The sequence below is a fragment of the Chitinophaga sp. genome (assembly GCF_039596455.1).
Lineage (GTDB): Bacteria > Bacteroidota > Bacteroidia > Chitinophagales > Chitinophagaceae > Chitinophaga.
Genome location: NZ_JBCNJR010000001.1, coordinates 2,356,654 through 2,381,928, shown reverse-complemented (window position 1 = coordinate 2,381,928; position 25,275 = coordinate 2,356,654). Strand labels below are relative to the sequence as shown.

Sequence of the window (25,275 nt, the reverse complement as noted above, 5' to 3'; positions counted from 1 at the left end):
TATGAGAATGATCATAGCGATCTTGCTGCTGTTGCCGTGCCAGATAGCATTTTCCCAGCAACGGCCCAACGTGATACTCGTTTTTGCAGATGACCTGGGGTATGGGGAAACCGGCCCTTACGGGCAGCAGAAAATCAAAACACCAACGTTGGATAAATTGGCTGCCGAAGGCATCCGCTTCACGCAGTTTTACACCGGCACGCCGGTATGTGCGCCCTCACGGTGCAACCTTATGACAGGCAGGCACGCCGGGCGTGCCTACATCCGCGGCAACTACGGCTTACCCGGCTACAAGGAAAACGAAGTGGAGAACGGCTCGTTCCCGCTGCCGGAAAACACCGTCACTATTGCATCCCTGTTCAAACAGGCAGGGTATGCAACCGGCGCTGTCGGCAAGTGGGGCTTGGGCAATTACGATAACAGCGGCGATCCGCTGAAGAACGGGTTCGATTATTTTTATGGCTATTACGACCAGCGGCATGCCCATAACTACTACCCTACCCACCTCTGGGAGAATGGCCGGCAGGATAGCCTTCAGAACCCGGTCATTGACGTGCATCCCGGCCCGGGCGCTCCCCTCAGCCCTGAATTGTACAAGGGCGCAGACTACGCCATAGACAAGATGACCGCCAAAGCCTCCGCCTTCATCCGCCGGCACCAGCATGCCCCCTTTTTCCTCTATCTTCCGTTTACGTTGCCCCATGCTGCCCTGCAGGTACCGGAGCGCGGCGTAAAGGACTATATTGCGGCATTTGGCGAAACCCCGCAATATACACAGGATGGTTATGTACCTGTGGAATACCCCAAATCAACTTATGCAGCAATGGTGTCTTACCTCGACGAGCAGACCGGCATCATATGGAAGCTGGTGAAAGAGCTGGGGCTGGATGACAATACCATCATCATTTTCACCAGCGACAATGGTACTGCTGCCGGTAAAAGCACCAACGCGTCTTTCTTTAACAGCACCGGGGGATTGAGGGGATTTAAGCAAGACCTGTATGAGGGCGGCATCCGTGAGCCGTTTATTGTACGCTGGCCGGGGAAAATCAAAGCCGGCGGGGTAACAGGCCACATTGCGGCAACGTATGACCTGATGGCTACATTTGCCGCCCTGCTGGGCGTAGAAGCGCCTGAGCATGACGGCATCAACCTGCTGCCGGTATTGACAGGTGAAAAAAACGCACCGCAGCATCCTTATCTCTACTGGGAATATCACGCGCGGGGCGGGCAGGTTGCGGTACGGATGGGTAACTGGAAAGGGGTCAGAACAGGCCTCGCAAAAGACCCCGGCGCTCCCTGGCAAGTTTATGACCTCTCCGCAGACCCGGCCGAAACGAAGGACCTTGCGGCGCAGCAACCCACGCTTGTCCGGCAGTTCAATGCCATTGTACAGCAAGAGCACCGGCCACCGGTGCGGGCGGAATGGGATTTTTTCAACCCGCAACGGGCAGGTATAGCCAGATGAACCAAGCCTTAAAACATCTTATATAATTAATTATCAACAATTTAAACCGCCTTCCGCAGCGGTTTGCAGCGGAACAATAACAGCCCCGGCGCGAAATTCACGCCCCACATTTGGAAAAATGGCTGTTCTACCATTATCTTTGCGCACAGTTCTTAAACATCACTTATCCAGAAAGGCAGAGGGTACTGGCCCTGCGAAGCCTTAGCAACCAATTCCGCCGGCTGGCGGGAAAAAGGTGCTAATTCCGGCCCCGTAAAACGGGGAAAGATAAGTTGGCAGAGATATTTCACTAGCACCATCATATTGCGAAAGGCTCTTCCAACCCGGAAGGGCTTTTTTTATTCCTCCTCCTCTCGTAAGCTGACATTTAATGACTCGTTCACAGTTCGTTTCGTAAAACATTGATCAACCATGAAGCCGGGTGTGTTGCGCGGCTGCATATGACCCTTGAAAAAACATTTGGAGATGAAACCATCTACACAACTGATCCATAGCATCCCGGTAGATGAGCTGACCGGGGCTATTTCCGTGCCCATCTATCAAACGTCTACGTTTGTGCAGGAAAGCCCGGGGATCAACAAGGGATTTGAATTTTCGCGGGCCAACAATCCCACGCGGAAAGTGCTGGAAGACCTGATCTGCAGCCTGGAAGAAGGTTATGCCGGTTTTGCCTTTGCCAGTGGCATGGCCGCTATTGACTCCGTGCTGAAGCTGCTGAAGAGCGGTGACGAGATCATGGCGGTAGAAGACACGTATGGCGGCATCTTCCAGATATTCCACCATATGTTTGAGCGCTTCGGGGTAAAGGTGAATTTTGTAGATACCAGTGACATTGACAAAGTGCTCGAAAAGATCACGGAGAAAACCCGCATCATCTGGCTGGAGTCTCCCACCAACCCTATGCTGAAAATATCAGACATTAAGTCTGTCAGCAAAATAGCCCGGCAGCACAACATACTGCTGGTGGTAGACAATACCTTTTGCACGCCCCTGCTGCAAAAGCCTATTCCCCTGGGGGCAGACATTGTGATAGAAAGCGCTTCCAAATACCTGGCCGGGCATACGGACGTAATTGCAGGGCTGGTAGTGGTCAACTCCAAAACGCTGGCAGACCAGATGAAGTTCAACCAGAACATATCCGGCAGCATTCTCAGCCCGTTTGAAGCCTGGCTCACCATCCGCGGCATTGAAACGCTCAGCCTGCGCCTGGAGAAACAATGCGCCAACGCCATGGCCATTGCCACCTGGCTGGCAGCGCACCCGGCGGTAGACAAGGTATTTTACCCCGGCCTGGCTACGCACAAAAACCATCATATTGCCCGCAAACAGCAAAAGGCTTACGGCGGCATGGTGAGCTTTTCCCTGAAGGAAGACCAGATCAAGAATGCCATCCGCATTGTGAACTCCACCAAGCTGTTCAAGCTGGCGGAGAGCTTCGGCGGCGTGAAAAGCATGCTCAACCACCCCTTCACCATGACGCACCGCACCATTCCGGAAGAGTTCCGCCGCAAAGCGGGGCTGCAGGAATCATGCATCCGTCTTTCCGTGGGCATTGAAGATGCGGAAGACCTTATTAATGACCTGAAACAAGCTTTGGATAAATTAAACCAGCCGATAGGCAAACAAATTACCGTACTGCAATAATCTATGGAAAAGAACATCAATCTTGGCATTTTCGGCTTTGGCTGTGTTGGCCAGGGCCTTTATGAAGTACTGAACCGCACTAAAGGCATCAACGCCCGCATCAAGAAGATCTGCATTAAAGACCCGAACAAGAGCCGCCCGATAGACATGAGCTATTTCACCACAGATCCGAAAGAGATACTGGACGATCCTACCATAGACGTGGTGGTGGAGCTTATCAACGATACGGACGCGGCCTATCATATAGTAAGCACCGCGCTGCGCAACGGCAAGGCCGTAGTAAGCGCCAGCAAAAGGATGATTGCCGAAAACCTGCCCGCCCTGTACCAGCTGCAGGTGGAGAACAAGGTACCCTTCCTCTACGAAGCATCCAGCTGCGCCAGCATTCCCATTATCCGCAACCTGGAAGAGTATTATGACAATGACCTGCTGAATGCAGTAGAAGGTATCTGCAACGGCTCTACCAATTACATTCTTACCAAGATATTCGAAGAGAACCTCAGCTTCGAAACCGCCCTCAAACAGGCGCAGGAGCTGGGCTTTGCGGAAACAGACCCTACGCTCGACGTGGAGGGCTACGACCCCAAGTTCAAAATTGTGATATTGCTGCTGCACGCCTTCGGCACCTTTGTGAAACCGGAGGAAGTGTTCAACTTCGGCATCAACCACCTCAATGATTTTGACATACAGTTTGCCCGCCAGCGCAACTGCACCATCAAGCTCATTGGCAATTGCCGCAGGCAAAACGGCAGCGTGAACGCTTACGTGCTGCCCCACCTCATCCGCGAGCACAACCTGCTGTACGATGTGTACAACGAATACAACGGCGTATTGCTGGAAAGCGCCTTCACAGACAAACAGTTCTTTGTAGGCAAGGGCGCGGGCGGCACCGCCACCGGCAGCGCCGTACTGAGCGATATTTCTGCCCTCCTCTACAACTACCGGTATGAGTACAAGAAGATCAAACAGAACAACCAGCCGGCCTTCACCAACGACGTGCAGCTGAAAGTATACGTTCGTTACCGCACGCCTGACCAGGTAGACCTGGCAGAGTTCTATAACATTGTGGAAAAATATGAATCGCCGGAGTACCGGTACGTGGTAGGCACCATCAACCTGCAAAAACTCAAAGACGCCAGCTGGCTAAAAAATAAAGATGTGAACCTGCTCGTACTGGAGCAATAAAAAGAAAGGCCGCAACTTGTGTTGCGGCCTTTCTTTTTCTATTAGAATTAGTTTACGAGTTATGGCAGGCTGATATACTCTACGCCGGTAGCCACTACCGCACCTGCCGTACCTGTTCTCGACATGATTTTTTCAGGCAGGCCCTCCGTGTTATAAACATATTCATAGGTAACCAGTTCCGCATTCACGGCGCCGGGCTGCTCCACGGTTTCCGCCTTGAGCGGCGCGTTGGCGCTGAGCGCGGTAAAATCCCTGGCAGAAGTATGGAGGAAGAGGAACTGCGCCGGGAAACTGCGGCCAAGGGCCGTTTTGTCTGTATAGGTAAGCGTGGTTGTTTTGTAGGGCACTTCTTCCCCGTTGATGAGCTGGAACAGCTCTACCTTGCTGACATTGTCTTTATCCCAGCTGAGGCGGTACACTTCATTCCGCTGGGCGCCGTTCACCACATGCAGCGCGGCCAGCTTGCCCTGCGCGTACACCAGGGAATCATAGTCTGTAATGACCAGCTCCGTTTCACTGACCATGTTATAATAGCTGACCCTGACCAGCTGCTGTGCGGCATTGTACTGAAAACTGCGGTCATTACGGGGTTGCTGGTCTCCCATCACCCATATCTTGAAAGCGGAGATATGGCTGCCCGTATAGATCACCTGGGTAGAATCTGGCGAGAAAGGCGGCAGCTGCCCGTATTGTTTGAACTGCTGGAGCGTACCGTCTGCCCGGTAAGTAAAAGCAACGGTGTCCGTATCATTCATCAGGCGGCTGATCACCTTTTTTTCCTGCTGCTCGTCAGGCGTTACGTCTTTCTTTTTGGAACAGGCGGCCAGCAGGCACAATGCCAGCGGCAGGCAGGGAATGATGTTTTTCATGGTATAAGGTCTCCTCCGTTAACAAATTATATGACGGGGACAAATATAGGAATATTTTTTATAATGTATAATAAATTATATTCTCTCCAGGCGTTCTGCCACCTGGCTGATGGGCAGGCCCATTACATTATAAAAGCAGCCGTTGATGCGGTCTATACCCACAGCCCCTATCCATTCCTGTATGGCATAGGCGCCTGCCTTGTCATACGGTTGATAATGATCTATATAATAGATGATCTGCTCCTCCAAAAGGGGTTTGAAATGCACTTCGGTGGTTTGTGAGAAAGCATCTTCCCGGCCATTATGCAATATCACCACCCCGGTAATCACCTCATGTACCTGGCCACTAAGCGCGGTGAGTATGCGGATGGCGTCTGCCCGGTTGGCCGGTTTGCCGATGATAGTACCGTTCAGCACCACAATGGTGTCTGCCGCCACAATCACCTCCCCATTACTATATAGCGCGGCTACCGCCTTTGCTTTTTGCCGGGCAATATGCACGGGCACGTCCGGAATGGGCATCTCCGGCGGGAAGGTTTCTTCCGCATCACTAACCTTGACCTCAAAGGGAATGCCGGCCTGCTCAAGCAGCTGCCGGCGGCGGGGCGACTGTGACGCCAGTACCACTGGTTTTCCGGTGTACATATTTTTTACAGCATGATTTTAAAGAAGACCATGGAAAGAATGCCGGTGAGCATCACAATTTTTATCCAGGTACTGATCTTATGGAAATGAGCAGGCTGGTACGCCTGCAGGAACGGCTTTTGAACAAACAGCGTGAAGGGCAGCAGTACGAACAGCAATATGTAGCCGGCGGCCGCGTACCAGGCTTTGAGCGCCGTTACTACCATAATAATCACCAGCAACACCTGCAATATCACCATCAGCAGCATGGTAAAGGCTTTGGCCTTCTTTAACCCCCATACAATAGGAATGGTGCGGCAGCCGTCTTTACTGTCTCCGATCATATCTTCCATGTCCTTCACTATTTCACGTATCATGGAAAGCACAAAAGCAAACAGGGCGTATATGCCAATGATCTTGATGAGCTTGCGGCCGGTGAGGCTCATAATGGCCTCAAAACTTTCATATATCTGCCTTTCATAAAAACCCACCACTACCACGCTCAACGCTGTGAGCAGAGATATTGCCACGTTCCCTATCAGCACCTGCCGCTTGAAGGACGTAGAATAAAACCAGAGCAGCAGGGTGCAGAATACCTGTACAAAACCCAGGTAAAACTGCCCTATCTGGAAGGCTACCACAAAGCCGAGGGAAACGCCGGCCATATTTAATATGGTGTGCCACGCCATGGCCCAGCGCCGGTTGATGATCTTTTCCACCACCATTTTCTCCGGCTTGTTCACCAGGTCTATATTAATATCGAAATAATCATTTATTATATACCCGCCAGCTGCCACCAGTACGGTAGAAAAACAGAGCATCAGGAAATGGGGGAAAGACAGGGAAGGCTCCGCCCCGCTGTTCTGTAATACGGGCGCCACCACGCAATACTGCAGCAGAAACTGGGTCAACGCTATGTAGATGAGGTTCGGGTACCGCACCATTCTGAAAAAAGCCGCCAGTAAAGTCATGAGTCAGTTAGGAATTACGAATGATAAATTGTGTGTGCGGGCGCTCATTTGGACGCAACCGTCTCGTCCAGCACCCAATGGCCGTTCAGCTTCAGCACTTTTTCGATCACATCTCTCACACAGCCCTGGCCACCGGTAACGGGAGACACGTACATGGAAATGCTCCTGATCTCCGGGGCGGCGTCTGCCGGGCAGGTAGCCAGCCCGCACAGCTGCATGGCCCGGTAATCAGGTATATCGTCTCCCATGAACAGCACCTGGTCCCAAAGCAAGTCATGTTCAAGGGCATAGTCTTCCAGCTTTTCAGCCTTGTTGAGCACTCCGGTGAACACATCGGTAATGCCCAGCCCGTTGAGGCGGGCCACCACGCTTTCAGAACGGCCGCCGGAAATAACGGCCACCCGGTATCCCTGTTTAACGGCCAATTGAAGGGCATACCCGTCTTTTATGCTCATTCTCCGGCTCTGTTCGCCATTGGGCAGCAGTTGCACCGTGCCGTCTGTCAGAACGCCGTCTACATCGAATACAAAAGTGCGGATATGTGTGAATTTCTCCAGAACGTTTATCATTATTATATGCTGGCTGTGGTCAGTGCGCAAAAATAATCATTTACCCCTCATTCCGGTGAAACTGGTAAATACTTTCAGACAGCAGCGGGTAAATCTGCTGCATGGAGGGGTAATTCCGGAGAATAGACTCGTGCAGGGCCATGGTCTTTTCATCGTGCCGTACGGCTGGCCCGGTCTGAACGGTTTCCGGGGGGTATTTGTCCAGCCGCTGGAAGGTTTCCCTGATAATGGGGTTGAGCAATGAAAAATCCCGGCCCTCCTGCTCACAATAGAACTTGGCGAGCGCCAGCAGGTGGTTGGTGAAGTTGTTGCAGAAAACAGCCGCCAGGTGCATTTGCAGCCTTTCGGCGGAGCTCATCCATGAAATGGTGGAGCTGATGCTCTGGGCCAGGGGGAATAGCCGCCGCTGCACTTCGTCGTTACCCGCTTCCAGCAGCAGGGGAATAGCGGGGTAACTCTTGGTTTCCTTACGGATGCTTTGCAGGGGGTACATCACCCCGGTGTTGACAGATATGCGGGCAATGGCATCTATGGGCACAGCCCCGGCGGTGTGCACCACTATACGGCGGCCCAGGCGCAACTGGTCATTCAGCTCCTCCAGCACCGTGTCTCCTACCGCCAGCAGGTACACGTCTGCCTCCATATCTATATCCAGCAAATCTGTTGTGTAACCGGCCCCCAATAATTCAGCCAGCTCCTTTGCGTGCTCCTGCCGCCGGCTGATCACCTGTTTTACCTGGTGGCCGTGCAGCTTCATGAAATGACCGAAACAATGTGCCACATTCCCCGCTCCTATTATAACTATGTCCATCAGTGAATTTTTATTGATTGCCCCAAATCTGTGCCACAACAGCACGCATGGTTTTATTTCCTAATGTAATATTACTGTCTTTCGGCTAAAAGGAAGGCAAATAAATATATGCAAGTATCGCCTTTTCCATTGTTCTCTCTAAATCAACTATTTACCAGATACTATTTTTTATATCAACCTACTTTTATATACTTGCACAAATCGGATTTGTAACTTTTGTGCAAATTTTTGCGTAATCAAGAAAATAAAGCAGGCGTTCATGGCAAAAAATCTCGTGATTGTTGAGTCCCCGGCAAAGGCAAAGACTATTGAAAAAATTCTAGGTAAAGACTTTGAGGTGAAATCTTGTTTCGGTCATATCCGCGACCTGGAAAAGGACGACATGGGTATTGACATCAAGAACAACTTCAAGCCCAAGTATATAATACCGGATGACAAGGAAAAGGTTGTAAAAGAGCTGAAAAAAATGGCGAAAGACTCTGACGAGGTTTGGCTGGCAACGGATGAGGACCGGGAAGGGGAAGCCATATCCTGGCATCTTTGCGAGGTGCTGGGCCTTGACCCGGAAAGCACCAAACGCATTGTTTTTCACGAGATTACGAAGCCCGCCATTGAAAAAGCCGTACAAGCCCCCCGCCTGCTGGACATGAACCTGGTGAACGCGCAACAAGCCCGCCGCATCCTTGACAGGATAGTGGGCTTTGAGCTCTCCCCGGTGCTCTGGCGCAAAATGAGCATGCGCAATTCCCTCTCTGCCGGCAGGGTACAATCCGTAGCTGTTCGCCTCATTGTAGAGCGCGAGCGCGAGATCAACAGTTTTGCCGTTACCAGCACCTTCAAGGTAGAAGCCTTTTTCCTGGCTAAGGACATCCAGGGGAAAACCATCACCTTCAAGGCGGAAGGCCCTACCCGCTTCAAAACGGTGGAAGACGCGGAGAAATTCCTGCAGCAGTGTATCGGCGCCGCCTATACGGTGAAAGACATACAGGTGAAGCCGGGCAAAAAATCGCCCGCCGCGCCGTTCACCACCTCCACCCTGCAGCAGGAAGCCAGCCGCAAGCTGGGTTACAGCGTTTCCAAAACCATGCTGCTGGCGCAAAAGCTGTATGAAAGCGGTAAGATCACCTACATGCGTACAGACTCCGTGAACCTGTCTGAAACCGCCATGGCAGATATCAGCAAAGCTATTCATACCAATTACGGCGAGCGGTACTTCCAGAGCCGCAAGTATAAGAACAAGAACGAAAGCGCCCAGGAAGCGCATGAGGCCATCCGCCCTACTTACATGGAGAACCCTACCGTTGATGATTCTGATCAGAAACGGCTGTACGAACTGATCTGGAAACGTACCATTGCCAGCCAGATGGCAGATGCGGAACTGGAAAAGACCATCGCCAAAATAGGCATCTCCACTAATAATGAAGAGCTGACGGCCAGCGGTGAAGTGCTCAAGTTTGACGGCTTCCTGAAAGTATATATGGAGGGCCGTGACGATGAGGATGAAGGAGAAGAAGACCAGGAGGGCGTACTGCCGCCCCTGACCGTAAAACAGGTGCTGGAGCTGAGGGAAATGAAGGCAACAGAACGCTTTAGCCGCCCTGCGCCCCGCTACACGGAGGCCAGCCTCGTGAAAAAGCTGGAAGAGCTGGGCATTGGCCGCCCCTCTACTTACGCCCCCACCATTACCACCGTTCAGAAACGCGGGTACGTGGAAAAACGGGATAAAGAAGGCGTGAAAAGAGATTTCCGCATCCTCAGCCTGAAAAACGACAAGATCAGCCAGCTCACTGAGCAGGAGAACACCGGCGCCGAAAAGGCCAAGCTGTTCCCTACAGACCTGGGCATGCTGGTGACAGACTTCCTGAAACAGTACTTTGACCGCGTGATGGATTACGGTTTTACCGCCCAGATCGAAGAAGAGTTTGACGAAATAGCCAACGGCAAAAAGAAGTGGAACAAAATGCTCCGCGACTTCTATGACCCCTTCCACGAAAACGTGGAAGAAACGCTGGAAAAAGCGGAACGTGTGAAGGGCGAACGCCTGCTGGGTACAGATGCCGAAACCGGCAAACCCGTGGTGGCCCGCATGGGCCGGTTTGGCCCCATGGTGCAGATAGGCTCCGTGGAAGATGAGGAAAAACCGCGCTTTGCCAAGCTGAAACAAACGCAGAGCATTGAGACCATTTCCATGGAAGAGGCCATGGACCTGTTCCGCCTGCCCCGTAACCTGGGCCTCTTTGAAGGAACGGACGTTACGGTGAACATCGGCCGCTTTGGGCCGTATGCGCAGCACGACAAAAAATTCTATTCCCTCAAAAAGGAAATGGACCCCTATACGGTAGAGCTGGAAGAAGTGGCGCCGCTGATAGTGGAGAAACGCCAGGCCAAAAATGAACGTACTATCAAGGTATTTGAAAAGGAAAAGATACAGGTGCTGAGAGGCCCCTATGGCCCTTACCTGAAAGTAGGGCTGAAAAACTTCAAGATACCTAAGGAGAAGATAGATACGGCGGCAGATCTTACCGTAGAAGAAGCGAAGGCTATTATTGAAGAAGCGAAGGCCAACCCGCCCAAAAAGAAAGCGCCGCCCCGCAAGAAAAAAGCGGAATAGATCGTATAGGGCTCAGGGTGAGTATAATTAATATAACGAAATAATCCTGGATTTTCAAACTTTCATTTACAAGGGGTTATTCGTAAATTCATCAGGGAAAACAATTAGATAACCAGTGAACGAAACCAGGGAAATAAACGCATTGTTCCATCTGCTGGATGATCCTGACCAGGAGGTATTTGACACCGTGGCCAACAAGATCCTCCTGTTCGGGAAAGATATTATCCCGAACCTGGAACATCTCTGGGAAACCACTTACGACGAATCCATCCAGGAAAGGATAGAGCTGCTCATACACCGGGTGCATTACCAGGACCTGCAGGAGGCCGTGCGCCTCTGGGGCAACGCCGGTGCGCAGGAGCTGCTGCAGGGCGCCATACTGGCCGCCCGGTACCAGTATCCGGACCTCCAGGCCACACAGATCAACACGGAAATAGAGCGCATCAAACGCAACATATGGCTGGAGCTGAATAACTACCTCACCCCGCTGGAGCAGATCAATGTGCTGAACAGCATGATCTATAACTATTTTGGGCTGAAGGGTGAAGAAGTATCTTACCAGCGCAAGAACCAGTTTTTCATTAACCAGGTGATAGAGACCAAAAAAGGCAATCCCATCACCAACGGCATCATTTACCAGGCGCTCTGCGCCATGTTAGACCTGCCGGTGTATGCCGTAAACATTCCCCGCCAGTTCATCCTCGCCTACTTCGATACGTTTTATGATTTTACGGAACCGGCAGACCCCGGTGACTACCGCATACTTTTCTTCATTGACCCCATCCAGGGGCAGATCTACACCCAACAGGATGTAGAAACCTATTTCAAACGGGTGAACGTGCCCGCCCTGCCGGCCTATTACAAACCGCAGAGCAACCAGCGCATCATCCAGTTCCTGCTGGAAGAAATGGCCAAATGTTTCCGGAACGACAAGGAGCAGTACAAGTCTGACGAGCTGCAGAACCTTTCGCAGATACTGGATTAACAACACAGAAAATAATAAATGCCGATGCCCACAATGACTGTGGGCATCGGCATTTAGAAGCGGTCCATTCTTGTTAAGGTATATGACTTACAGCGGACCGATATAGGTGGCCGTTGTACCGTCGAGGTAAAAAATATGCTTGTTGTTCAGGTCAGCAAAGTCGCCCTGGTTAACAATGAATTCCACATTGCCGGAAGTCCAGGATTTAACAGGCTGTACCACAGATTTTGTACGGGAAGCCCAGGAAGCATTATCTGCCAGTTCAATACGCTTGGAGCTGTAATCCGCATAAGGCAGCGCCCAGCCTACATGATGTCCGTCTTCCGCCATGGGCTCCAGTGTATTACCCAGCAACGCATAGTTGATAACACTGTTCAGGCCTAACTGACCCGATACTGGGCCGAAATAATTCCTGGAGGAATCTGTGAGAACAACACCATTAATGATGGTCTGATAGGTGTCATTGTCAAAATCAAACAGCAATTCAATACGGTTCCATTTTCCGGTGCTGGAGAAGGCCTGGTCTGCATATCCGCCCAGCTCACCGTTGCCAGACCATTCTACGCGCCAGGTGTATGGTCCATTTAGCATTTTGGCGCCCCAGAAGCTGCTGGAATATTTTGCATCCGTAGTGGGCAGGTCCCGTTTCCAGTACATGCGGAACCATTTGCCGGTTTCATCATTGTCAAATGTTTGCAGGTAGAATGAAACATAGAGGCAAGGCTTGTAACCAGTGTTATCCAGCAGGTTCCAGTTGCGCAGCCGCCAGTTGGAGGGAAACAATGCCCTGATGGCCTCACTGGCCTGACGTTTCAACCATTTGCCGGAATGCGTCGGGCCGCCGGTCAGCTCAAGCGTGGCGCCGGAAGCCGTAGCCTGGTTATTAAAGTCGTTGGAGGTCAGGATGGGGTAAATGCCATCCAGATGAGCTTGCCATGCAGCCTTTGTATTGGTGGAGGGTGTGGCAGTGGTAACAGAGTCGAAATCCGTTGAACGGAGATGCATGTGCCTGTGACCGGCAAAGCTGTAGTTACCGGCGTTGTAGTCTGTTTTACTGCCGGAACCTGTTACTGTGATCGATTTGAGATCTCCGTGCGCCGGCGTTGTAGTAGAGGTTGCCGGGTCTTTACCGGGACCTTTACCGGGGCCGCCGGGATGGAATATCTGGGCCTTGTCACAGCTGGCAACAGTCAGGGAGGAAACAACAAGGAAAAGTTTAAATGTACTGTTCATAGTTAAAGTGGTTTAAAATATTGGTTTTGTACAGATGCGAAGGGAAAGTTCCGCGTATACCTATTGAAATCCCGTTGTGAAGAATGGTTACAAGGACTTCCACGGGCAGGCACGGGCAATACGAACCCTGCTGCAAAAGCGGTAGGCATTTTTTGCATGTAGTTTTATTTAATAATTGATGGTGTAGGCACACAACGACCCAACCTGCCGCGGAGACAAGCTTCAACTGGTGGCATAACACTCCCGCCCGGTACAACGAGACGGTTGCATCCGGCCACCCATTCCATATCCCTCCCGCCGGGAAGGGACATCCTCATTTAAAGTTGTAATCTGTAGTCAGCTGGCCATTTCTCCACAATATTGCGCGGGTTCATATCCTTTTAAGGGGCTGACTACCCGTACGGGACCCTTCCGCTTCCGAAACAAGGTCTTCTACGATCAAAACGCTGGAATACGCAGTACCTGTCTTTGGTCTATTAATTTTGGCTGAATCTTTTACTGCGTTATTTTATTAGCACATCTAATAAGGTTATAAAAATAACAAAAACAAATTAAAAACAAAATAATTTCCAAAACATTATTTTTAGAGAAGAACGCATCCTACATTTTATAAGGTTTCATAAGCATTCAGCCAATATATGCCGAAGCTCCGGAAGGTTTCCAAACATAAAAATTCCGGGCTCACAACAGGCAGCGTGCCTGATGTAAACCCGGAACAAAATTTTCTATATCTGCTTATCTGCCTTGCGGCTTGTAATATTTCATAGCTTCCGGCATCAGTTTCTGCAACTGCGCTATACGCCTGTCATCACTAGGGTGAGTGCTCAGCAGCTCAGGCGGTTTCTGCCCGCCGCCGGCGTTGGCCATGCGCGTCCAGAAAGGCACGGCCTCATTAGGGTTATACCCTGCCATGGCCATGAAAATAAGGCCCAGATGGTCTGCCTCCAGCTCGTTCTGACGGCCGTAGGCCATTAACCCGAGGGGGCCGCCCACGCCCACTGCCTGCATAAAAATGTTTTGCGCCTGCGGGTTTTTATTAAGGGCCACAGCGCCGGCAATCTGTATCCCCTGCGCTACCAGGCCCTGGCTCATTCTCTCGTTACCATGGCGTGCAATGGCATGCGCCACCTCGTGCCCCATTACGCAGGCAAGAGCGCTTTCATTCTGTGTAACAGGCAGCAGACCGGTGTATACCACCACCTTTCCGCCGGGCATGCACCAGGCATTCACCTGCTTGTCATCTACCAGGTTAAATTCCCATTTGTACCCGGCAATCTGGTTGCCCATATTGTTCTGGTTCATATAAGCCGTTACCGCGCCCGCAATACGGTTGCCTACACGGCGAACCATTTCGGCGTCTTTGCTGGCGGTGGGAGAAACGGTTTTGTTCTGGGAAAGAAAGCTCTGGTACTCCTGTAGCGCCATTGATTGCATTGTAGCTTCTGGAATGAGGTTTAACTGGCTTCTACCGGTGATGGGCACCCGCGTACAGGCGTACATAAACCCTGTACCGGCTACAAGTAACAACGCAATTTTTTTCATCGGTCAATGTTTTGAAGATAGATGGTCCGCAGCAAACCGGAGGGGTACATTCACATCACTAACTCACATCCAGCCACCGGATGCCTGCGGCGAATTTACAATTTTGACTGCATTCGCAATCAACTGTTTCATATAAAGCAATCGCTATGCCGAAATACATCTGTACGTATCACGGAAACAGACCATGCTGCTGTTTTGTTCGCGCAGGGAAATTAAAAAAGAGGGAAATTACTCGTCGTCCTTGTTCTTGCGGTTCTTGAACAACGGCACTTTGGATTCGTTACCGGTGAGCAGGCGCATGATGTTCTTCTGGTGCGTCAATACCACCATGAGGGCCACGGCAATGGCAAAAATGCGGTAAAACACCTCCTGCTCCCTGAAAATGAAGAGGATGAGCACAGGGAAAGCAATGCTGGCAATAATGGAACTTAAGGATACATAACGTGTCAAAAACAATATCATAAGAAACACGCCTACACAGCAAAGCGCTACCAGCGGCTGAATGGCCAGCACCATGCCGAAAAGGGTAGCAATGCCCTTGCCGCCCCGGAAACCGGCCCATATCGGGAAAATATGACCTACCACCGCAGCCAGGCCCAGGCCTACCTGCAGGTTGATCAGCTGCTCCGGTGTATCGTAGGGGGGAATGAGGTAAGACAGCCTTACTGCCAGTATGCCTTTCAGCATGTCCACCAGCATCACAAAGGTACCGGCCTTGGGGCCCAGCACCCGGAAAGTATTGGTAGCCCCGGCATTACCGGAACCATGTTCGCGTATATCTATACCGAAAACTCCTTTACTAACCCATACAGCAGTGGCAAAAGAGCCTATCATGTAGGCGCCGATAAGTAGCAATAATTCTGTCATCACAACAAGTTAGAGTGCTAAGATAGTAAATTATATGTTAAAAAGAATACAAACTTAACAGCAATATTAAGACAATTACTCCAAAATCAGCAATTAAGATATGTAAATTTTTCCACATTAGCTATTGGAGAAGGAAAGTGCCAGCCAGTGCTCTCTTTCTGCCTTTCTTTCCATGTGCAGCCCTTCCGCTGCAGCCGCCTGAACAATTGTAGTCTCGTCTTCCTGCAATATACCACTCAAAATCAATAATCCATGATTTTTCAGGATTCTTTTCATGTGAGCCATGTTGGCCAGCAATATGTTACGGTTAATATTGGCCAGCACCACATCGTATTCCCCGCTTTTTACTTCGTCCAGCCGGTCTGCCTGCCAGATGCGCAGCGCGCGGGCGTGATTGCCTGCGGCGTTCTCCAGCGCATTTTCAACGGCCCAGTCATCATTGTCTATTGCGTCTGTTTCCGTTGCTCCCAGTCTGTCTGCCAGTATAGCCAGTATACCGGTGCCGGTACCGAAATCGAATACCTTTTTTCCCTGGAAGTCAATGTGCTCCATCAGCTTTATCACGGAATAAGTGGTGGCGTGATGCCCGGTGCCGAAAGACATTTTCGGCGTGATCACGATCTCATGCTCCACCTGCGCCCCCAGCGGCTCATGAAAAGCCGCGCGGATGCCGCAAAAACGGTCTACCAGCACGGGCTGGAAATTGCTTTCCCACACGGCGTTCCAGTTGGCCTGTTCAATCCGTTCTTTCGTATAGTCCAAACCGTGAGAGCCTGTTATGCCGAGGACCACCTGCTCGTCAAACGCCTCTTCAGGAATGTAGGCTACCAGCGTGTCTGCGGTTTCTTCAAAACCTTCATAGCCGGTATCGGCCAGTTGGGCTATCAAAATATCTTTCAGCTCCGCGGGCGCGGAAATGGTGACTGCAATGTGTGACATATGAGCGCAAGATAATTACAAATTCCTCAGTGCCAATACGCAATTGCTCTTTTCAAAAATTCCTTTGCGGGAAGCATTGCCTTATTTATATTTGAATTATAATAATATAACCTTATCCTATGAAAAAGCTCATTCTTTTGGCGGCCGTTCTGGCCGGCTCGTTCTGCTGCCTGGCGCAGAACATCGTGAAGGTGTATGACAATCCATACAAAGATTCCATTTTTTACCAGCTGCAGACCGCCGTGCTGATCATTGACAAGCAGGATGTGGAGGATTATTTCAAGGGGCTGGATACCATTCTGCCCCAGCGCAAATATGCCAAAGACGTGTTCCGCAACATCCAGTTTGCGCACCTGCGGCCTGATGAAGTACAGCGGCATTACGGCATGGCGTCTAAATTCTGGGCTGCTTCCAAAGGCAGCGAGCTGCGTTACAGTACGGACAAGCTCACGCTTTTCTGGAACGATAACGAAACGGTGCTGCTGCCTTACATAGACGAGATATTGCCTGAGCTGATGGAGGGCGGGCGCGTACAGGTGGTAGACCGGGCTACGGGCAAACGCGTGCAGCAGTTCCAGGTTGATTATGAGGATGTGGGCATGAAAACGTACAAGATATTCCGGTTTGTAAAAGGCAAAACCATCTGGCGGGAGAGCGAAGTATTTGTGGAACAGCTGTCCGTTGTGGGGCTATAACTTCGTCCTGCGCATACAAAAAAAGAGCGGTTGCCCTTACCAGGCAACCGCTCTTCATATTACACGTTCGTGAGTTTATTGTTCGTCGAACACCGGTCCTTCAATGGGACCCAGGGGTTCCTGGGATTCCGGCTGAGAGGGCCTGTTCTGACCGCCACGGTCACCACGTTCTCCGCGGTCGCCACCACGGTCAAAGCCGCCTCTGCGGTCTCCACGGTCACCACCCCTGCGGTCTCCGCGATCTCCACGGTCTCCACGGCGTTCGCCGCGGTCTCCCCTGTCACCACGTTCTTCGCGCTCAGGCCTTTCCACATAACCTTCCGGTTTGGGCATCAGCACCTTGCGGCTCAGTTTGAACTTGCCGGTTTTAGGATCTGTGCCTACCAGTTTCACTTTCACTTTTTCGCCTTCGCTCAGCACGCCGTCCATATTTTCCAGGCGTTTCCAGGATACTTCGGAAATGTGCAGCAGCCCCTGTTTGCCGGGCAGGAACTCAACGAACGCACCGTACGGCATTACGCTCTTCACGGTAGATTCGTATACTTCGCCCACTTCAGGAACGGCTACGATGCCTTTGATCCAGGTAATGGCTTTATCGAGATTTTCTTTCTGCGTAGCAAAGATGCTCACTTCGCCGGTCTGGCCCACTTCTTCAATGTTGATGGTGGTGCCGGTCTCGCGCTGGATCTCCTGTATCACTTTACCGCCGGGGCCTATCACAGCGCCAATGTATTCGCGGTCAATGATCATTTTCTCCATGCGCGGAGCATGCGGTTTCGGTTCCGGACGGGCGGCCCCGATGCAATTGTACATAGCGTCCAGGATGTGCAGGCGGCCTTTGCGGGCTTGTGCCAGCGCGGCGCGCATTACGTCCATGCTGAGGCCGTCTACTTTAATGTCCATCTGTACTCCGCAAATACCATCGCGGGTACCGGTTACTTTAAAGTCCATATCGCCCAGGTGGTCTTCATCTCCGAGAATGTCGCTCAGTACGGCCCATTTACCGTCACTGGCGCGGGAGATGAGGCCCATGGCAATGCCGGATACGTGTTTGGGAATGGGAACGCCTGCGTCCATCAGGGCCAGTGAGCCTGCGCACACGGTAGCCATGGAAGAGGAGCCGTTAGATTCCAGGATGTCTGACACTACGCGCACGGTATAGGCGTAATCGTTACCGGGCATCATCTGCTTCAGGGAGCGGAGCGCCAGGTTACCGTGGCCCACCTCGCGGCGGCCGGGGCCGCGCATCATCTTCACCTCGCCGGTGGAGAAAGGAGGGAAATTATAGTGCAGAATGAATTTTGTGTAGTTGGAGGTAGCGGCGCTCTCGATCAGCAGCTCATCATCAGGCGTACCCAGGGTAACGGTGGTAAGAGACTGTGTTTCGCCGCGGGTGAACAGGGCGGAACCATGCGGAGAGGGCAGGAAGTCCGCTTCCATGCTCAGGGGGCGCACCTGGTCCAGCACGCGGCCGTCCAGGCGGATGCTCTGGTCAAGGATCATGTTGCGCACCGTTTCCTTCTCCAGGTCGTGGAAGTAGTCACCAACAAGGGCTGCATCTTCTTCGGGCAGCTCTCCCAGTGATTCAACCAGCTCTTCTTCAATTTTGGAGAAGGCTTCACTGCGCTGGTGCTTGCCCAGGGCAGATTTGGCCACTTCCAGGATGCGGCTTTGCGCAAAGGCCACTATTTTGGCCTTCAGCTCTTCGTTCTGGTGCGGCTTATCGTATTCGCGTTTGGCAGGGTTGCCTACCAGGGCGCGTAATTCTTCCTGTGCCTTCACCTGTACCTTGATGGCTTCGTGGGCCAGTTCAATGGCTTTCACCAGGTCTTCTTCCTGGCATTCCTTGCTTTCGCCTTCCACCATCATGATGTTTTTGGCGGTAGCGGCTACAATGAAGTCCATATCTGCCGTTGCCAGCTGGGTACGGGTGGGGTTGATCACAAACTCGCCGTTTATACGGGCAATGCGCACTTCGGAAATGATTTCCTGGATGGGCACGTCAGATACGGCTAATGCCGCAGATGCGGCCAGGGCGGCCAGGGCGTCAGGCATTACCTCCGCATCGGAAGATACGAGGGTTACCAGCACCTGTACATCACAAAAATAATCGTCGGGGAACAGGGGGCGCAGGGCGCGGTCTATCAGGCGGGAAATCAGCACTTCATAGTCGCTGAGCTTGCCTTCACGCTTGAAAAAAGAACCGGGTATGCGGCCGGCGGATGCAAATTTCTCCTGGTAATCCACCGTGAGGGGGAAAAAGGATTGCCCTTCCTTGGGCTTTTGGCTGGCCACCACGGTAGCCAGCAGGATGCAGTTGCCCAGGCGCACAGTAACCGAACCATCAGCCTGACGGGCCAGTTTGCCGGTTTCTATGGTCACCTCGCGGCCTCCGCCTATATCAAATTTAACCGAAGTAGGTGTGAGATTCATACTTGTGTGAGGATTATTAAGGTACACATACAAAAAAACTATTCCCAACTATGCAGTTGGGAATAGCGCTATAATAAATTTCAGATTATTTTCTGATACCTAACTTCTCAATGAGTGCGCGGTAGCCGGAGAGGTTGGTTTTAGCCAGGTAAGACAGCAAACGCTTTCTTTGCCCTACCATTTTCATCAGGCCACGGTGAGTGGAAAAGTCCTTTTTGTTCTCTTTCAGGTGAGCGGAAATGCTGTTGATCCTTTCGGTTACCAACGCAATTTGTGCTTCCACAGAACCGGTATTCTTTTCACTACCGCCGAATTCTTTGAAAATATTGGCTTTCTTTTCTACAGTTAAGTAAGACATCTTGATAATAAATAAATTTTTTACTCGCTATTTTTCCGGTGCAAAGGTAAGAAGTAATATTTCAAGTTCCAAATTGAAATTCTACTGCTATTTTTCAAGTTATACTCTGATACCCAGCATGTTATCTATACAAAATTAATCGCTGCATTGTCTGTTACCTGCCCGTTCTCGGTTCTCAGCACCCTGGAGGGGAACTTCTGAAGCACAATATAGTCGTGCGTAGCCATTACCAGGGCCGTTCCGTCTTCCCGGCAGATGCGGAACAACAGCTGCATAATGCCGTCCGAGGTCTCCGGGTCCAGGTTGCCGGTAGGCTCGTCCGCCAGTATCAGCTTGGGTGAGTTCAGCAGGGCCCGGGCAATGTCTACCCGCTGCTGCTCCCCGCCAGACAGCTCATAAGGCATTTTGAAGCCCTTGGTGGCCAGCCCCACCTTTTCCAGCACATCGTTGATCTTGTCTTCTATCTGCTTGGGCTCCTGCCAGCCGGTGGCCTTCAGGGCAAATTTCAGGTTATCATGCACGTTGCGGTCGGTCAGCAGCTGAAAGTCCTGGAACACCACGCCCAGGTTCCGGCGCAGGTAAGGTACCTTCTTCCAGTCCATTTTGGTCAGATCAAAGCCCACCACCTGGCCGCTGCCCTCCTTCAACGGCAAGTCCCCGTACAAGGTTTTCAACAAACTTGATTTGCCCGTGCCCGTTTTGCCAATGAGGTATACAAACTCTCCCCTGTTAATGGTAATATTCACGTCAGCCAAAATCAAAGAGTTTCCCTGGTAAACATTAACATTCGTCAGTTTAACTATGGGTTGATCCACCATTTATTTCCTTTTTGAAAATCAAAAATAACCAATTAGTTGCAAGTGGCTCGCATTCCGTTAATAACTAAAAAAATAGTTTGAAAACTAAAATAATAGTTTTACATTTGGATGGAGACCGGAATCCCGCACATTACAAACGTATAAAAAAGTAGCAACAATGAAAACGCTCACTAAAGCAGAAGAACAGATCATGCAGGTGTTATGGAAGCTGGGGCCTTCCTTTGTGAAAGACATGATAGACGCCATGCCCGAGCCCCGCCCGCATTACAATACTGTTTCCACCCTGGTGAAAATACTGGTAGACAAGGGCTTTGTGAACTACAAGGCATACGGCAAAAGCCATCAGTACTTTGCCATTGTCAGCAAGGAAGAATACAGCCACAAAACGGTGAAGAACCTGGTGTCTGGCTATTTTGAAGGTTCTTTCAGCAACATGGTCTCTTTCTTTGTAAAAGAAAAAGACATGAGCGTGGCCGACCTTGAAAAATTATTGCAACAGATCAAAAACGCAAAAAAATGACGCCCTTACTCGTTTACCTGGCCAAGGTAGTGATCTGTTCAGGCATCCTGTACGGGTACTATCACCTTGCCCTGCGTAATAACCGTTTTCACCAGTGGAACCGTTATTACCTGCTGCTGTGTACCGTGCTCAGCCTGGTGGTACCGCTGCTGCGCATTCCCCTCCCCTTTACCGGTACGGGCGGCAGCGACACAATTTACGTATATACGACCCAGGTAGTAACCCTGCGGGAGCAGGTACTGACGCCTTCCAGCACATCCGTGATGGCCAGCATCAACTGGAGCACCTGGCTGTACGCCGCTGTTTTGCTGGCCTTGCTGCTGCGCATTGCCGCCGGTTACTGGAAAATATTCAGGCTGGTACGCGGCAGCCGTGTGGAGTTCCTCAAACCTTACTGGCTGGTGCTGTCTGAAAAAATAACCGCGCCCTTCTCCTTCTTCCGCTATATTTTCTGGAACAGCCACTTCAGCGCCGAAACCACGGAAGGCCGGCAGATACTGCGGCATGAAATGGTGCATTTGCAGGAGCGGCACAGTGCAGACAAATTTTTTATGGAGCTGGTAACGGCCGTTTGCTGGATCAATCCTTTCTTCCACCTCATTAAACGGGAACTGTCTATGATCCATGAGTTTATTGCCGACAGGAAAGCGGTGGTAAACGGGGATGTGACGGAATACGCGCAGAGCATTCTGCAAATGGCCCTGCAATCCCGCCATTCCTTTTCCATGGCCAACAGTTTTTCCCATCAGCCCATCAAACGGAGAATACTGATGCTCACCCAATCCCGCAACCTCCGGTTCAGCTACCTGCGCCGCCTGCTCATACTGCCTTTGGCCGTGCTCATTTTCTGCTCGCTGGCCTTTGTGGTCAATGAAGAGGGGCTTGATTTCAACCCTGCATCAGGAAAAGGGCCTGCTATTGTTGAAGTCTTCCGCCAGGCTGATGCCGCAGCGGCAGCACGTGTTAGCCGAAATGGCCGGGATACTGTCGGCTACACGGTGAAACAGACAGTGGTAGTAGGCTATCAGCGGCCTGCACCTCCCCCTCCTCCACGGCCCGCCCCTTCGGATGGGCAAGCCCGGCAAGACACCACCGGCGATGAGGTCTTCACCTTTGTAGAGCAACCGCCTACCTTCATTGGCGGTGAGCAAGAGCTGGCCAAATACCTGAACAAAAACATCCGCTACCCGAAAGAGGCCACAGAAAAAGGCATTTCAGGTACCGTGTTTGTGAGCTTTATAGTGAATTCGAAAGGCGAGATCAAAAATGCAAGAACAGTAGGCACGCCAAAGGGCGGCGGACTGGAAGAAGAAGCCCTGCGTGTAGTGAAGGAAATGCCCAACTGGCGGCCAGGCAAACAGAACGGGCGGCAAGTGGCCGTGCAATTCAACCTGCCCATCCGCTTTGCGCTGACAGAAGCGAAAAAAGACGCCCCGCCGATCACAAAGACCAGCAGCGGCATTTACCGCACCGCAGACCAGATGCCATCCTTTGCAGGAGGTGAAGCGGCGCTGGCCAGATACCTGTCTTCCAGCCTGCGGTACCCTGCTGCAGCCCGCAACGGTAAAATACAAGGGAACGTACTGGCCTCTTTTGTAGTGAAAGAAGACGGTTCCATAGACCGGGTAACGGTGATCAGCAAACAGCTGGGCGGCGGCCTGGAAGAAGAGGCCATGCGCGTCATCCAGAAAATGCCTAAATGGCAACCTGCCATGGACAAGGGCAAGGCTGTTCCTGCAGAAGTGCAGGTGCCTATTGCCTTCAGGCTGCAATAACGCATACAAAAAACAATCATTCCCCGGCTGCCCCAAAAGTACATGGTTACTTTTGGGGCAGTTCTTTTTAACCAGCCATCCCGGCACCTCTTCCTTATTGATTATCATCGAGTTATCAGTGCTTCCACGGTACCCGGACGCCAGTTCCCCGTATAGTGGCGCCGGACTGAAAGCATTGCTGGCAGCGGGTTTCAGGTAGGATATCTTACCCATATCCCACCCATATCATAAGGATATCCCATCCATATCTCACCGCTATATAGGGGTAAGTTATCCATGCCTTATCCCTGGCAGCACCTTAAATAAACCCCGGGAGATCCTGCAGCCTGCCTGGCAGCAGCCTGCCTTCCAGCTCAAAGCGGGCAGGCATCAACCCATTGTTATTTTTTTGAGGCCAATGCTTTCGTGCATAATTTCCCCCTATCTTCACCAGCAAAAATTTTCCGCCACTTATGACCCGGTATTTTATCATCCTCCCCTTCCTCCTGCTATTTATCCTCCCCACCACCGCACAAGTTTACCGCGACGCTATTTTCCCCGGTGGACTGGATTCCATGATACAATACGTGCAGAGCCGCGTAAAAGTGCCGGATGAAGCGCCGCTTACTGAAAAAGGCACGTTTGTAACCGTAGAGTTCACCGTTACAGACAAAGGCAAAATAACCCAGGTAAGAACACCGCGCGGCACAACGGCCAGCCCTTTCCTGGATGCACTGGTTGAAGTGGTGGAAGGTTTGCCTGATTTCACACCAGGCGTTATACACGGTAAAAAATCAGACGTGGAATATTCCCTCAAGGGCAGGTTTTTCGTTAAAAAGGCCGCAGACTCTGTTGCGCCGGTACGGACTTTCGAGCTGGAGCAGCCGCCCCGTTTTCCGGGCGGATTGGAAGCGCTGGCGGATTATCTCAGCGCCAACATAAGGTACCCGCGGGATGCCATCAGGAACGGCGTGAGCGGCATTGTGAAAGTTTCGTTTGACGTGGATACAGACGGCACGCCCGTCAATATATCGGTACCCGGCCGCCAGTTGGGATACGGGCTGGAGGAAGAAGGCATACGGGTGGTCAGCAAAATGCCCGGCTGGGTGCCGGGCATTCAACATAACAAAAAGGTAAAAGTGCATTTTAACCTGCCCATCCGTTTCAGGGCGCCGCTTCCGCGGCCCTAGGCATATTCAAACTCTCCCTGTGCGCTTTTTACGGTCACTTTTTTGGCAGGGCTGTCTGTAACGCGGCCCACTATCCTTGCATCAATATTATAGGTCTGGCTGATGCGGATAATATCTTCCGCAATATTTTCAGGTACGTACAGTTCCATGCGGTGACCCATATTGAACACCTGGTACATTTCTTTCCAGCTGGTGCCTGACTGCTCCTGGATGAGGGCAAACAGCGGGGGTATGGGGAAGAGGTTATCCTTGATCACATGCAGCTTGTCTATAAAATGCAGCACCTTGGTTTGCGCGCCGCCGCTGCAATGCACCATGCCGTGCACCTGCGGGCGGAAGTTTTCCAGCACCTGTTTGATCACCGGTGCATAGGTACGGGTAGGTGACAATACCAGCTTGCCCGCGGTCACATTGCCGTAACCGGGTATATCCACCGGGTCTTTCAGGCCTTTTTTACCGCTGAACACCAGCTCTTTCGGAATAGCGGGATCGTAGCTTTCCGGATATTTTTCCGCCAGGGTTTTATTGAACACATCGTGACGGGCGGAGGTAAGGCCATTGCTGCCCATGCCGCCGTTGTATTCCCGCTCATAGCTGGCCTGCCCGAAAGATGCCAGGCCTACCACTACGTCTCCGGCGGTAATACGGTCATTGGAGATCACGTCTGCACGTTTCATGCGGCAGGTAACGGTAGAATCTACAATGATGGTGCGCACCAGGTCCCCCACATCCGCGGTCTCGCCGCCGGTAGAATAAATGCCCATGCCGTAGCTGCGCAGCTCTTCCAGTATTTCTTCCGTGCCGTTGATGATGGCGGCTATCACTTCTCCCGGTACCCGGTTCTTGTTGCGGCCAATGGTGGAGGAAAGCAGTATGTTGTCTGTGGCGCCTACGCACAGCAGATCGTCCGTATTCATGATGATGGCATCCTGCGCAATGCCGCGCCATACGCCCAGGTCTCCGGTTTCTTTCCAGTAGGCATACGCCAGTGAAGATTTGGTGCCGGCGCCGTCTGCATGCATGATGTTGCACCATTCTGCATCACCGCCCAGGATGTCTGGAATGATCTTGCAAAAGGCACGGGGAAAAAGTCCTTTATCAATATTGCGGATGGCGTTGTGCACATCTTCCTTTCCGGCTGAAACACCCCGCTGGGCGTAGAGGTTTTGGTCCACAGTGTTAAGTTTAG

Annotated in this window: 22 protein-coding genes and 1 riboswitch; of the genes, 9 read left to right on the top strand and 13 right to left on the bottom strand. The window is 51.6% G+C overall.

Annotation, left to right across the window (positions count from 1 at the left end; genetic code table 11):
• Window position 1 precedes the first annotated feature (1 nt).
• From ABDW36_RS09635 to ABDW36_RS09625, 3 genes are all read left to right on the top strand, one after another.
• Entirely contained in the window at window positions 2–1,468 is a 1,467-nt protein-coding gene (locus ABDW36_RS09635) for an arylsulfatase (protein WP_343701678.1), read from the top strand.
• Between the two features lie 160 nt (window positions 1,469–1,628).
• A riboswitch (SAM riboswitch) is annotated at window positions 1,629–1,742 on the top strand.
• 191 nt (window positions 1,743–1,933) lie between these two features.
• Entirely contained in the window at window positions 1,934–3,112 is a 1,179-nt protein-coding gene (locus tag ABDW36_RS09630) for a PLP-dependent aspartate aminotransferase family protein (RefSeq protein ID WP_343701677.1), read from the top strand.
• Between the two features lie 3 nt (window positions 3,113–3,115).
• On the top strand, window positions 3,116–4,297 hold the full coding sequence (locus tag ABDW36_RS09625; RefSeq protein ID WP_343701676.1) for a homoserine dehydrogenase: 1,182 nt from the start codon (window positions 3,116–3,118) through the stop codon (window positions 4,295–4,297).
• Between the two features lie 59 nt (window positions 4,298–4,356).
• On the opposite strand, the gene ABDW36_RS09620 is transcribed toward ABDW36_RS09625, so the two are convergent.
• From ABDW36_RS09620 to ABDW36_RS09600, 5 genes are all read right to left on the bottom strand, one after another.
• The gene (locus ABDW36_RS09620; RefSeq protein ID WP_343701675.1) at window positions 4,357–5,166 is read right to left on the bottom strand and encodes a hypothetical protein; all 810 of its coding nucleotides are present in this window, start codon (window positions 5,164–5,166) and stop codon (window positions 4,357–4,359) included.
• Window positions 5,167–5,241: 75 nt separating this feature from the next.
• Window positions 5,242–5,811 carry a Maf family protein gene (locus ABDW36_RS09615; RefSeq protein ID WP_343701674.1) on the bottom strand — a complete coding sequence of 190 codons (570 nt, stop codon included), beginning with the start codon at window positions 5,809–5,811 and terminating at the stop codon, window positions 5,242–5,244.
• A gap of 5 nt (window positions 5,812–5,816) precedes the next feature.
• Window positions 5,817–6,761: a geranylgeranylglycerol-phosphate geranylgeranyltransferase gene (locus ABDW36_RS09610; RefSeq protein WP_343701673.1), complete on the bottom strand. Its 945-nt coding sequence runs from the start codon at window positions 6,759–6,761 to the stop codon at window positions 5,817–5,819.
• A gap of 44 nt (window positions 6,762–6,805) precedes the next feature.
• Entirely contained in the window at window positions 6,806–7,330 is a 525-nt protein-coding gene (locus ABDW36_RS09605; RefSeq protein WP_343701672.1) for a 3-deoxy-D-manno-octulosonate 8-phosphate phosphatase, read from the bottom strand.
• 40 nt (window positions 7,331–7,370) lie between these two features.
• Window positions 7,371–8,141, bottom strand: a complete 771-nt coding sequence (locus tag ABDW36_RS09600; protein WP_343701671.1) for a DUF2520 domain-containing protein — start codon at window positions 8,139–8,141, stop codon at window positions 7,371–7,373.
• A 259-nt stretch (window positions 8,142–8,400) separates the two neighbouring features.
• Here ABDW36_RS09600 and topA point away from each other — a divergent pair, with 259 nt between their 5' ends.
• Window positions 8,401–10,752 carry a type I DNA topoisomerase gene (gene topA, locus ABDW36_RS09595; RefSeq protein WP_343701670.1) on the top strand — a complete coding sequence of 784 codons (2,352 nt, stop codon included), beginning with the start codon at window positions 8,401–8,403 and terminating at the stop codon, window positions 10,750–10,752.
• 115 nt (window positions 10,753–10,867) lie between these two features.
• The gene (locus tag ABDW36_RS09590) at window positions 10,868–11,737 is read left to right on the top strand and encodes a transglutaminase-like domain-containing protein (RefSeq protein WP_343701669.1); all 870 of its coding nucleotides are present in this window, start codon (window positions 10,868–10,870) and stop codon (window positions 11,735–11,737) included.
• Between the two features lie 87 nt (window positions 11,738–11,824).
• Here ABDW36_RS09590 and ABDW36_RS09585 read toward each other — a convergent pair whose 3' ends face one another.
• The 4 genes from ABDW36_RS09585 to prmA form a co-directional block, all read right to left on the bottom strand.
• Window positions 11,825–12,970: a hypothetical protein gene (locus ABDW36_RS09585; protein ID WP_343701668.1), complete on the bottom strand. Its 1,146-nt coding sequence runs from the start codon at window positions 12,968–12,970 to the stop codon at window positions 11,825–11,827.
• A gap of 735 nt (window positions 12,971–13,705) precedes the next feature.
• Window positions 13,706–14,395, bottom strand: coding sequence for a M48 family metallopeptidase (locus ABDW36_RS09580; protein ID WP_343701667.1), 690 nt, complete (start codon window positions 14,393–14,395; stop codon window positions 13,706–13,708).
• Between the two features lie 345 nt (window positions 14,396–14,740).
• The gene (gene plsY / locus ABDW36_RS09575; protein WP_343701666.1) at window positions 14,741–15,379 is read right to left on the bottom strand and encodes a glycerol-3-phosphate 1-O-acyltransferase PlsY; all 639 of its coding nucleotides are present in this window, start codon (window positions 15,377–15,379) and stop codon (window positions 14,741–14,743) included.
• Between the two features lie 117 nt (window positions 15,380–15,496).
• Window positions 15,497–16,318: a 50S ribosomal protein L11 methyltransferase gene (prmA, locus tag ABDW36_RS09570; protein WP_343701665.1), complete on the bottom strand. Its 822-nt coding sequence runs from the start codon at window positions 16,316–16,318 to the stop codon at window positions 15,497–15,499.
• 119 nt (window positions 16,319–16,437) lie between these two features.
• Here prmA and ABDW36_RS09565 point away from each other — a divergent pair, with 119 nt between their 5' ends.
• The gene (locus ABDW36_RS09565; protein ID WP_343701664.1) at window positions 16,438–17,013 is read left to right on the top strand and encodes a hypothetical protein; all 576 of its coding nucleotides are present in this window, start codon (window positions 16,438–16,440) and stop codon (window positions 17,011–17,013) included.
• Window positions 17,014–17,088: 75 nt separating this feature from the next.
• Here ABDW36_RS09565 and ABDW36_RS09560 read toward each other — a convergent pair whose 3' ends face one another.
• The 3 genes from ABDW36_RS09560 to ABDW36_RS09550 all read right to left on the bottom strand — a co-directional run bounded on the left by ABDW36_RS09560 (window position 17,089) and on the right by ABDW36_RS09550 (window position 20,622).
• Window positions 17,089–19,446, bottom strand: a complete 2,358-nt coding sequence (locus tag ABDW36_RS09560) for a polyribonucleotide nucleotidyltransferase (RefSeq protein WP_343701663.1) — start codon at window positions 19,444–19,446, stop codon at window positions 17,089–17,091.
• Window positions 19,447–19,531: 85 nt separating this feature from the next.
• Window positions 19,532–19,804, bottom strand: coding sequence for a 30S ribosomal protein S15 (gene rpsO, locus ABDW36_RS09555; RefSeq protein ID WP_343701662.1), 273 nt, complete (start codon window positions 19,802–19,804; stop codon window positions 19,532–19,534).
• 125 nt (window positions 19,805–19,929) lie between these two features.
• Window positions 19,930–20,622, bottom strand: a complete 693-nt coding sequence (locus tag ABDW36_RS09550; RefSeq protein ID WP_343701661.1) for an ATP-binding cassette domain-containing protein — start codon at window positions 20,620–20,622, stop codon at window positions 19,930–19,932.
• A gap of 157 nt (window positions 20,623–20,779) precedes the next feature.
• Here ABDW36_RS09550 and ABDW36_RS09545 point away from each other — a divergent pair, with 157 nt between their 5' ends.
• The 3 genes from ABDW36_RS09545 (at window position 20,780) to ABDW36_RS09535 (ending at window position 24,086) form a co-directional block, all read left to right on the top strand.
• Entirely contained in the window at window positions 20,780–21,142 is a 363-nt protein-coding gene (locus tag ABDW36_RS09545) for a BlaI/MecI/CopY family transcriptional regulator (protein WP_119075973.1), read from the top strand.
• Window positions 21,139–22,917 (top strand): M56 family metallopeptidase, encoded by a 1,779-nt coding sequence (locus ABDW36_RS09540; RefSeq protein ID WP_343701660.1) that lies wholly within the window; start codon window positions 21,139–21,141, stop codon window positions 22,915–22,917. The genes ABDW36_RS09545 and ABDW36_RS09540 overlap by 4 nt, the downstream gene beginning before the upstream one ends.
• A 452-nt stretch (window positions 22,918–23,369) precedes the next feature.
• A complete protein-coding gene (locus ABDW36_RS09535) occupies window positions 23,370–24,086 on the top strand; it encodes an energy transducer TonB (protein WP_343701659.1) in 717 nt (238 codons plus the stop codon).
• Here the strand turns inward: ABDW36_RS09535 and ABDW36_RS09530 are convergent.
• A complete protein-coding gene (locus ABDW36_RS09530) occupies window positions 24,083–25,261 on the bottom strand; it encodes an AIR synthase related protein (RefSeq protein ID WP_343701658.1) in 1,179 nt (392 codons plus the stop codon). The genes ABDW36_RS09535 and ABDW36_RS09530 overlap by 4 nt on opposite strands.
• Window positions 25,262–25,275: the final 14 nt, after the last annotated feature.

What these genes read in the sequence shown, in the direction of transcription:
- ABDW36_RS09560 (WP_343701663.1), bottom strand. Translation starts at nt 19,446, where the DNA reads ATGAATCTCACACCTACTTCGGTTAAATTTGATATAGGCGGAGGCCGC.
- ABDW36_RS09605 (WP_343701672.1), bottom strand. Translation starts at nt 7,330, where the DNA reads ATGATAAACGTTCTGGAGAAATTCACACATATCCGCACTTTTGTATTC.
- topA (WP_343701670.1), top strand. Translation starts at nt 8,401, where the DNA reads ATGGCAAAAAATCTCGTGATTGTTGAGTCCCCGGCAAAGGCAAAGACT.
- ABDW36_RS09540 (WP_343701660.1), top strand. Translation starts at nt 21,139, where the DNA reads ATGACGCCCTTACTCGTTTACCTGGCCAAGGTAGTGATCTGTTCAGGC.
- ABDW36_RS09610 (WP_343701673.1), bottom strand. Translation starts at nt 6,761, where the DNA reads ATGACTTTACTGGCGGCTTTTTTCAGAATGGTGCGGTACCCGAACCTC.
- prmA (WP_343701665.1), bottom strand. Translation starts at nt 16,318, where the DNA reads ATGTCACACATTGCAGTCACCATTTCCGCGCCCGCGGAGCTGAAAGAT.
- ABDW36_RS09620 (WP_343701675.1), bottom strand. Translation starts at nt 5,166, where the DNA reads ATGAAAAACATCATTCCCTGCCTGCCGCTGGCATTGTGCCTGCTGGCC.
- ABDW36_RS09565 (WP_343701664.1), top strand. Translation starts at nt 16,438, where the DNA reads ATGAAAAAGCTCATTCTTTTGGCGGCCGTTCTGGCCGGCTCGTTCTGC.
- rpsO (WP_343701662.1), bottom strand. Translation starts at nt 19,804, where the DNA reads ATGTCTTACTTAACTGTAGAAAAGAAAGCCAATATTTTCAAAGAATTC.
- ABDW36_RS09600 (WP_343701671.1), bottom strand. Translation starts at nt 8,141, where the DNA reads ATGGACATAGTTATAATAGGAGCGGGGAATGTGGCACATTGTTTCGGT.
- ABDW36_RS09630 (WP_343701677.1), top strand. Translation starts at nt 1,934, where the DNA reads ATGAAACCATCTACACAACTGATCCATAGCATCCCGGTAGATGAGCTG.
- ABDW36_RS09550 (WP_343701661.1), bottom strand. Translation starts at nt 20,622, where the DNA reads ATGGTGGATCAACCCATAGTTAAACTGACGAATGTTAATGTTTACCAG.
- ABDW36_RS09535 (WP_343701659.1), top strand. Translation starts at nt 23,370, where the DNA reads ATGACCCGGTATTTTATCATCCTCCCCTTCCTCCTGCTATTTATCCTC.
- plsY (WP_343701666.1), bottom strand. Translation starts at nt 15,379, where the DNA reads ATGACAGAATTATTGCTACTTATCGGCGCCTACATGATAGGCTCTTTT.
- ABDW36_RS09635 (WP_343701678.1), top strand. Translation starts at nt 2, where the DNA reads ATGAGAATGATCATAGCGATCTTGCTGCTGTTGCCGTGCCAGATAGCA.
- ABDW36_RS09585 (WP_343701668.1), bottom strand. Translation starts at nt 12,970, where the DNA reads ATGAACAGTACATTTAAACTTTTCCTTGTTGTTTCCTCCCTGACTGTT.
- ABDW36_RS09545 (WP_119075973.1), top strand. Translation starts at nt 20,780, where the DNA reads ATGAAAACGCTCACTAAAGCAGAAGAACAGATCATGCAGGTGTTATGG.
- ABDW36_RS09615 (WP_343701674.1), bottom strand. Translation starts at nt 5,811, where the DNA reads ATGTACACCGGAAAACCAGTGGTACTGGCGTCACAGTCGCCCCGCCGC.
- ABDW36_RS09625 (WP_343701676.1), top strand. Translation starts at nt 3,116, where the DNA reads ATGGAAAAGAACATCAATCTTGGCATTTTCGGCTTTGGCTGTGTTGGC.
- ABDW36_RS09580 (WP_343701667.1), bottom strand. Translation starts at nt 14,395, where the DNA reads ATGGCGCTACAGGAGTACCAGAGCTTTCTTTCCCAGAACAAAACCGTT.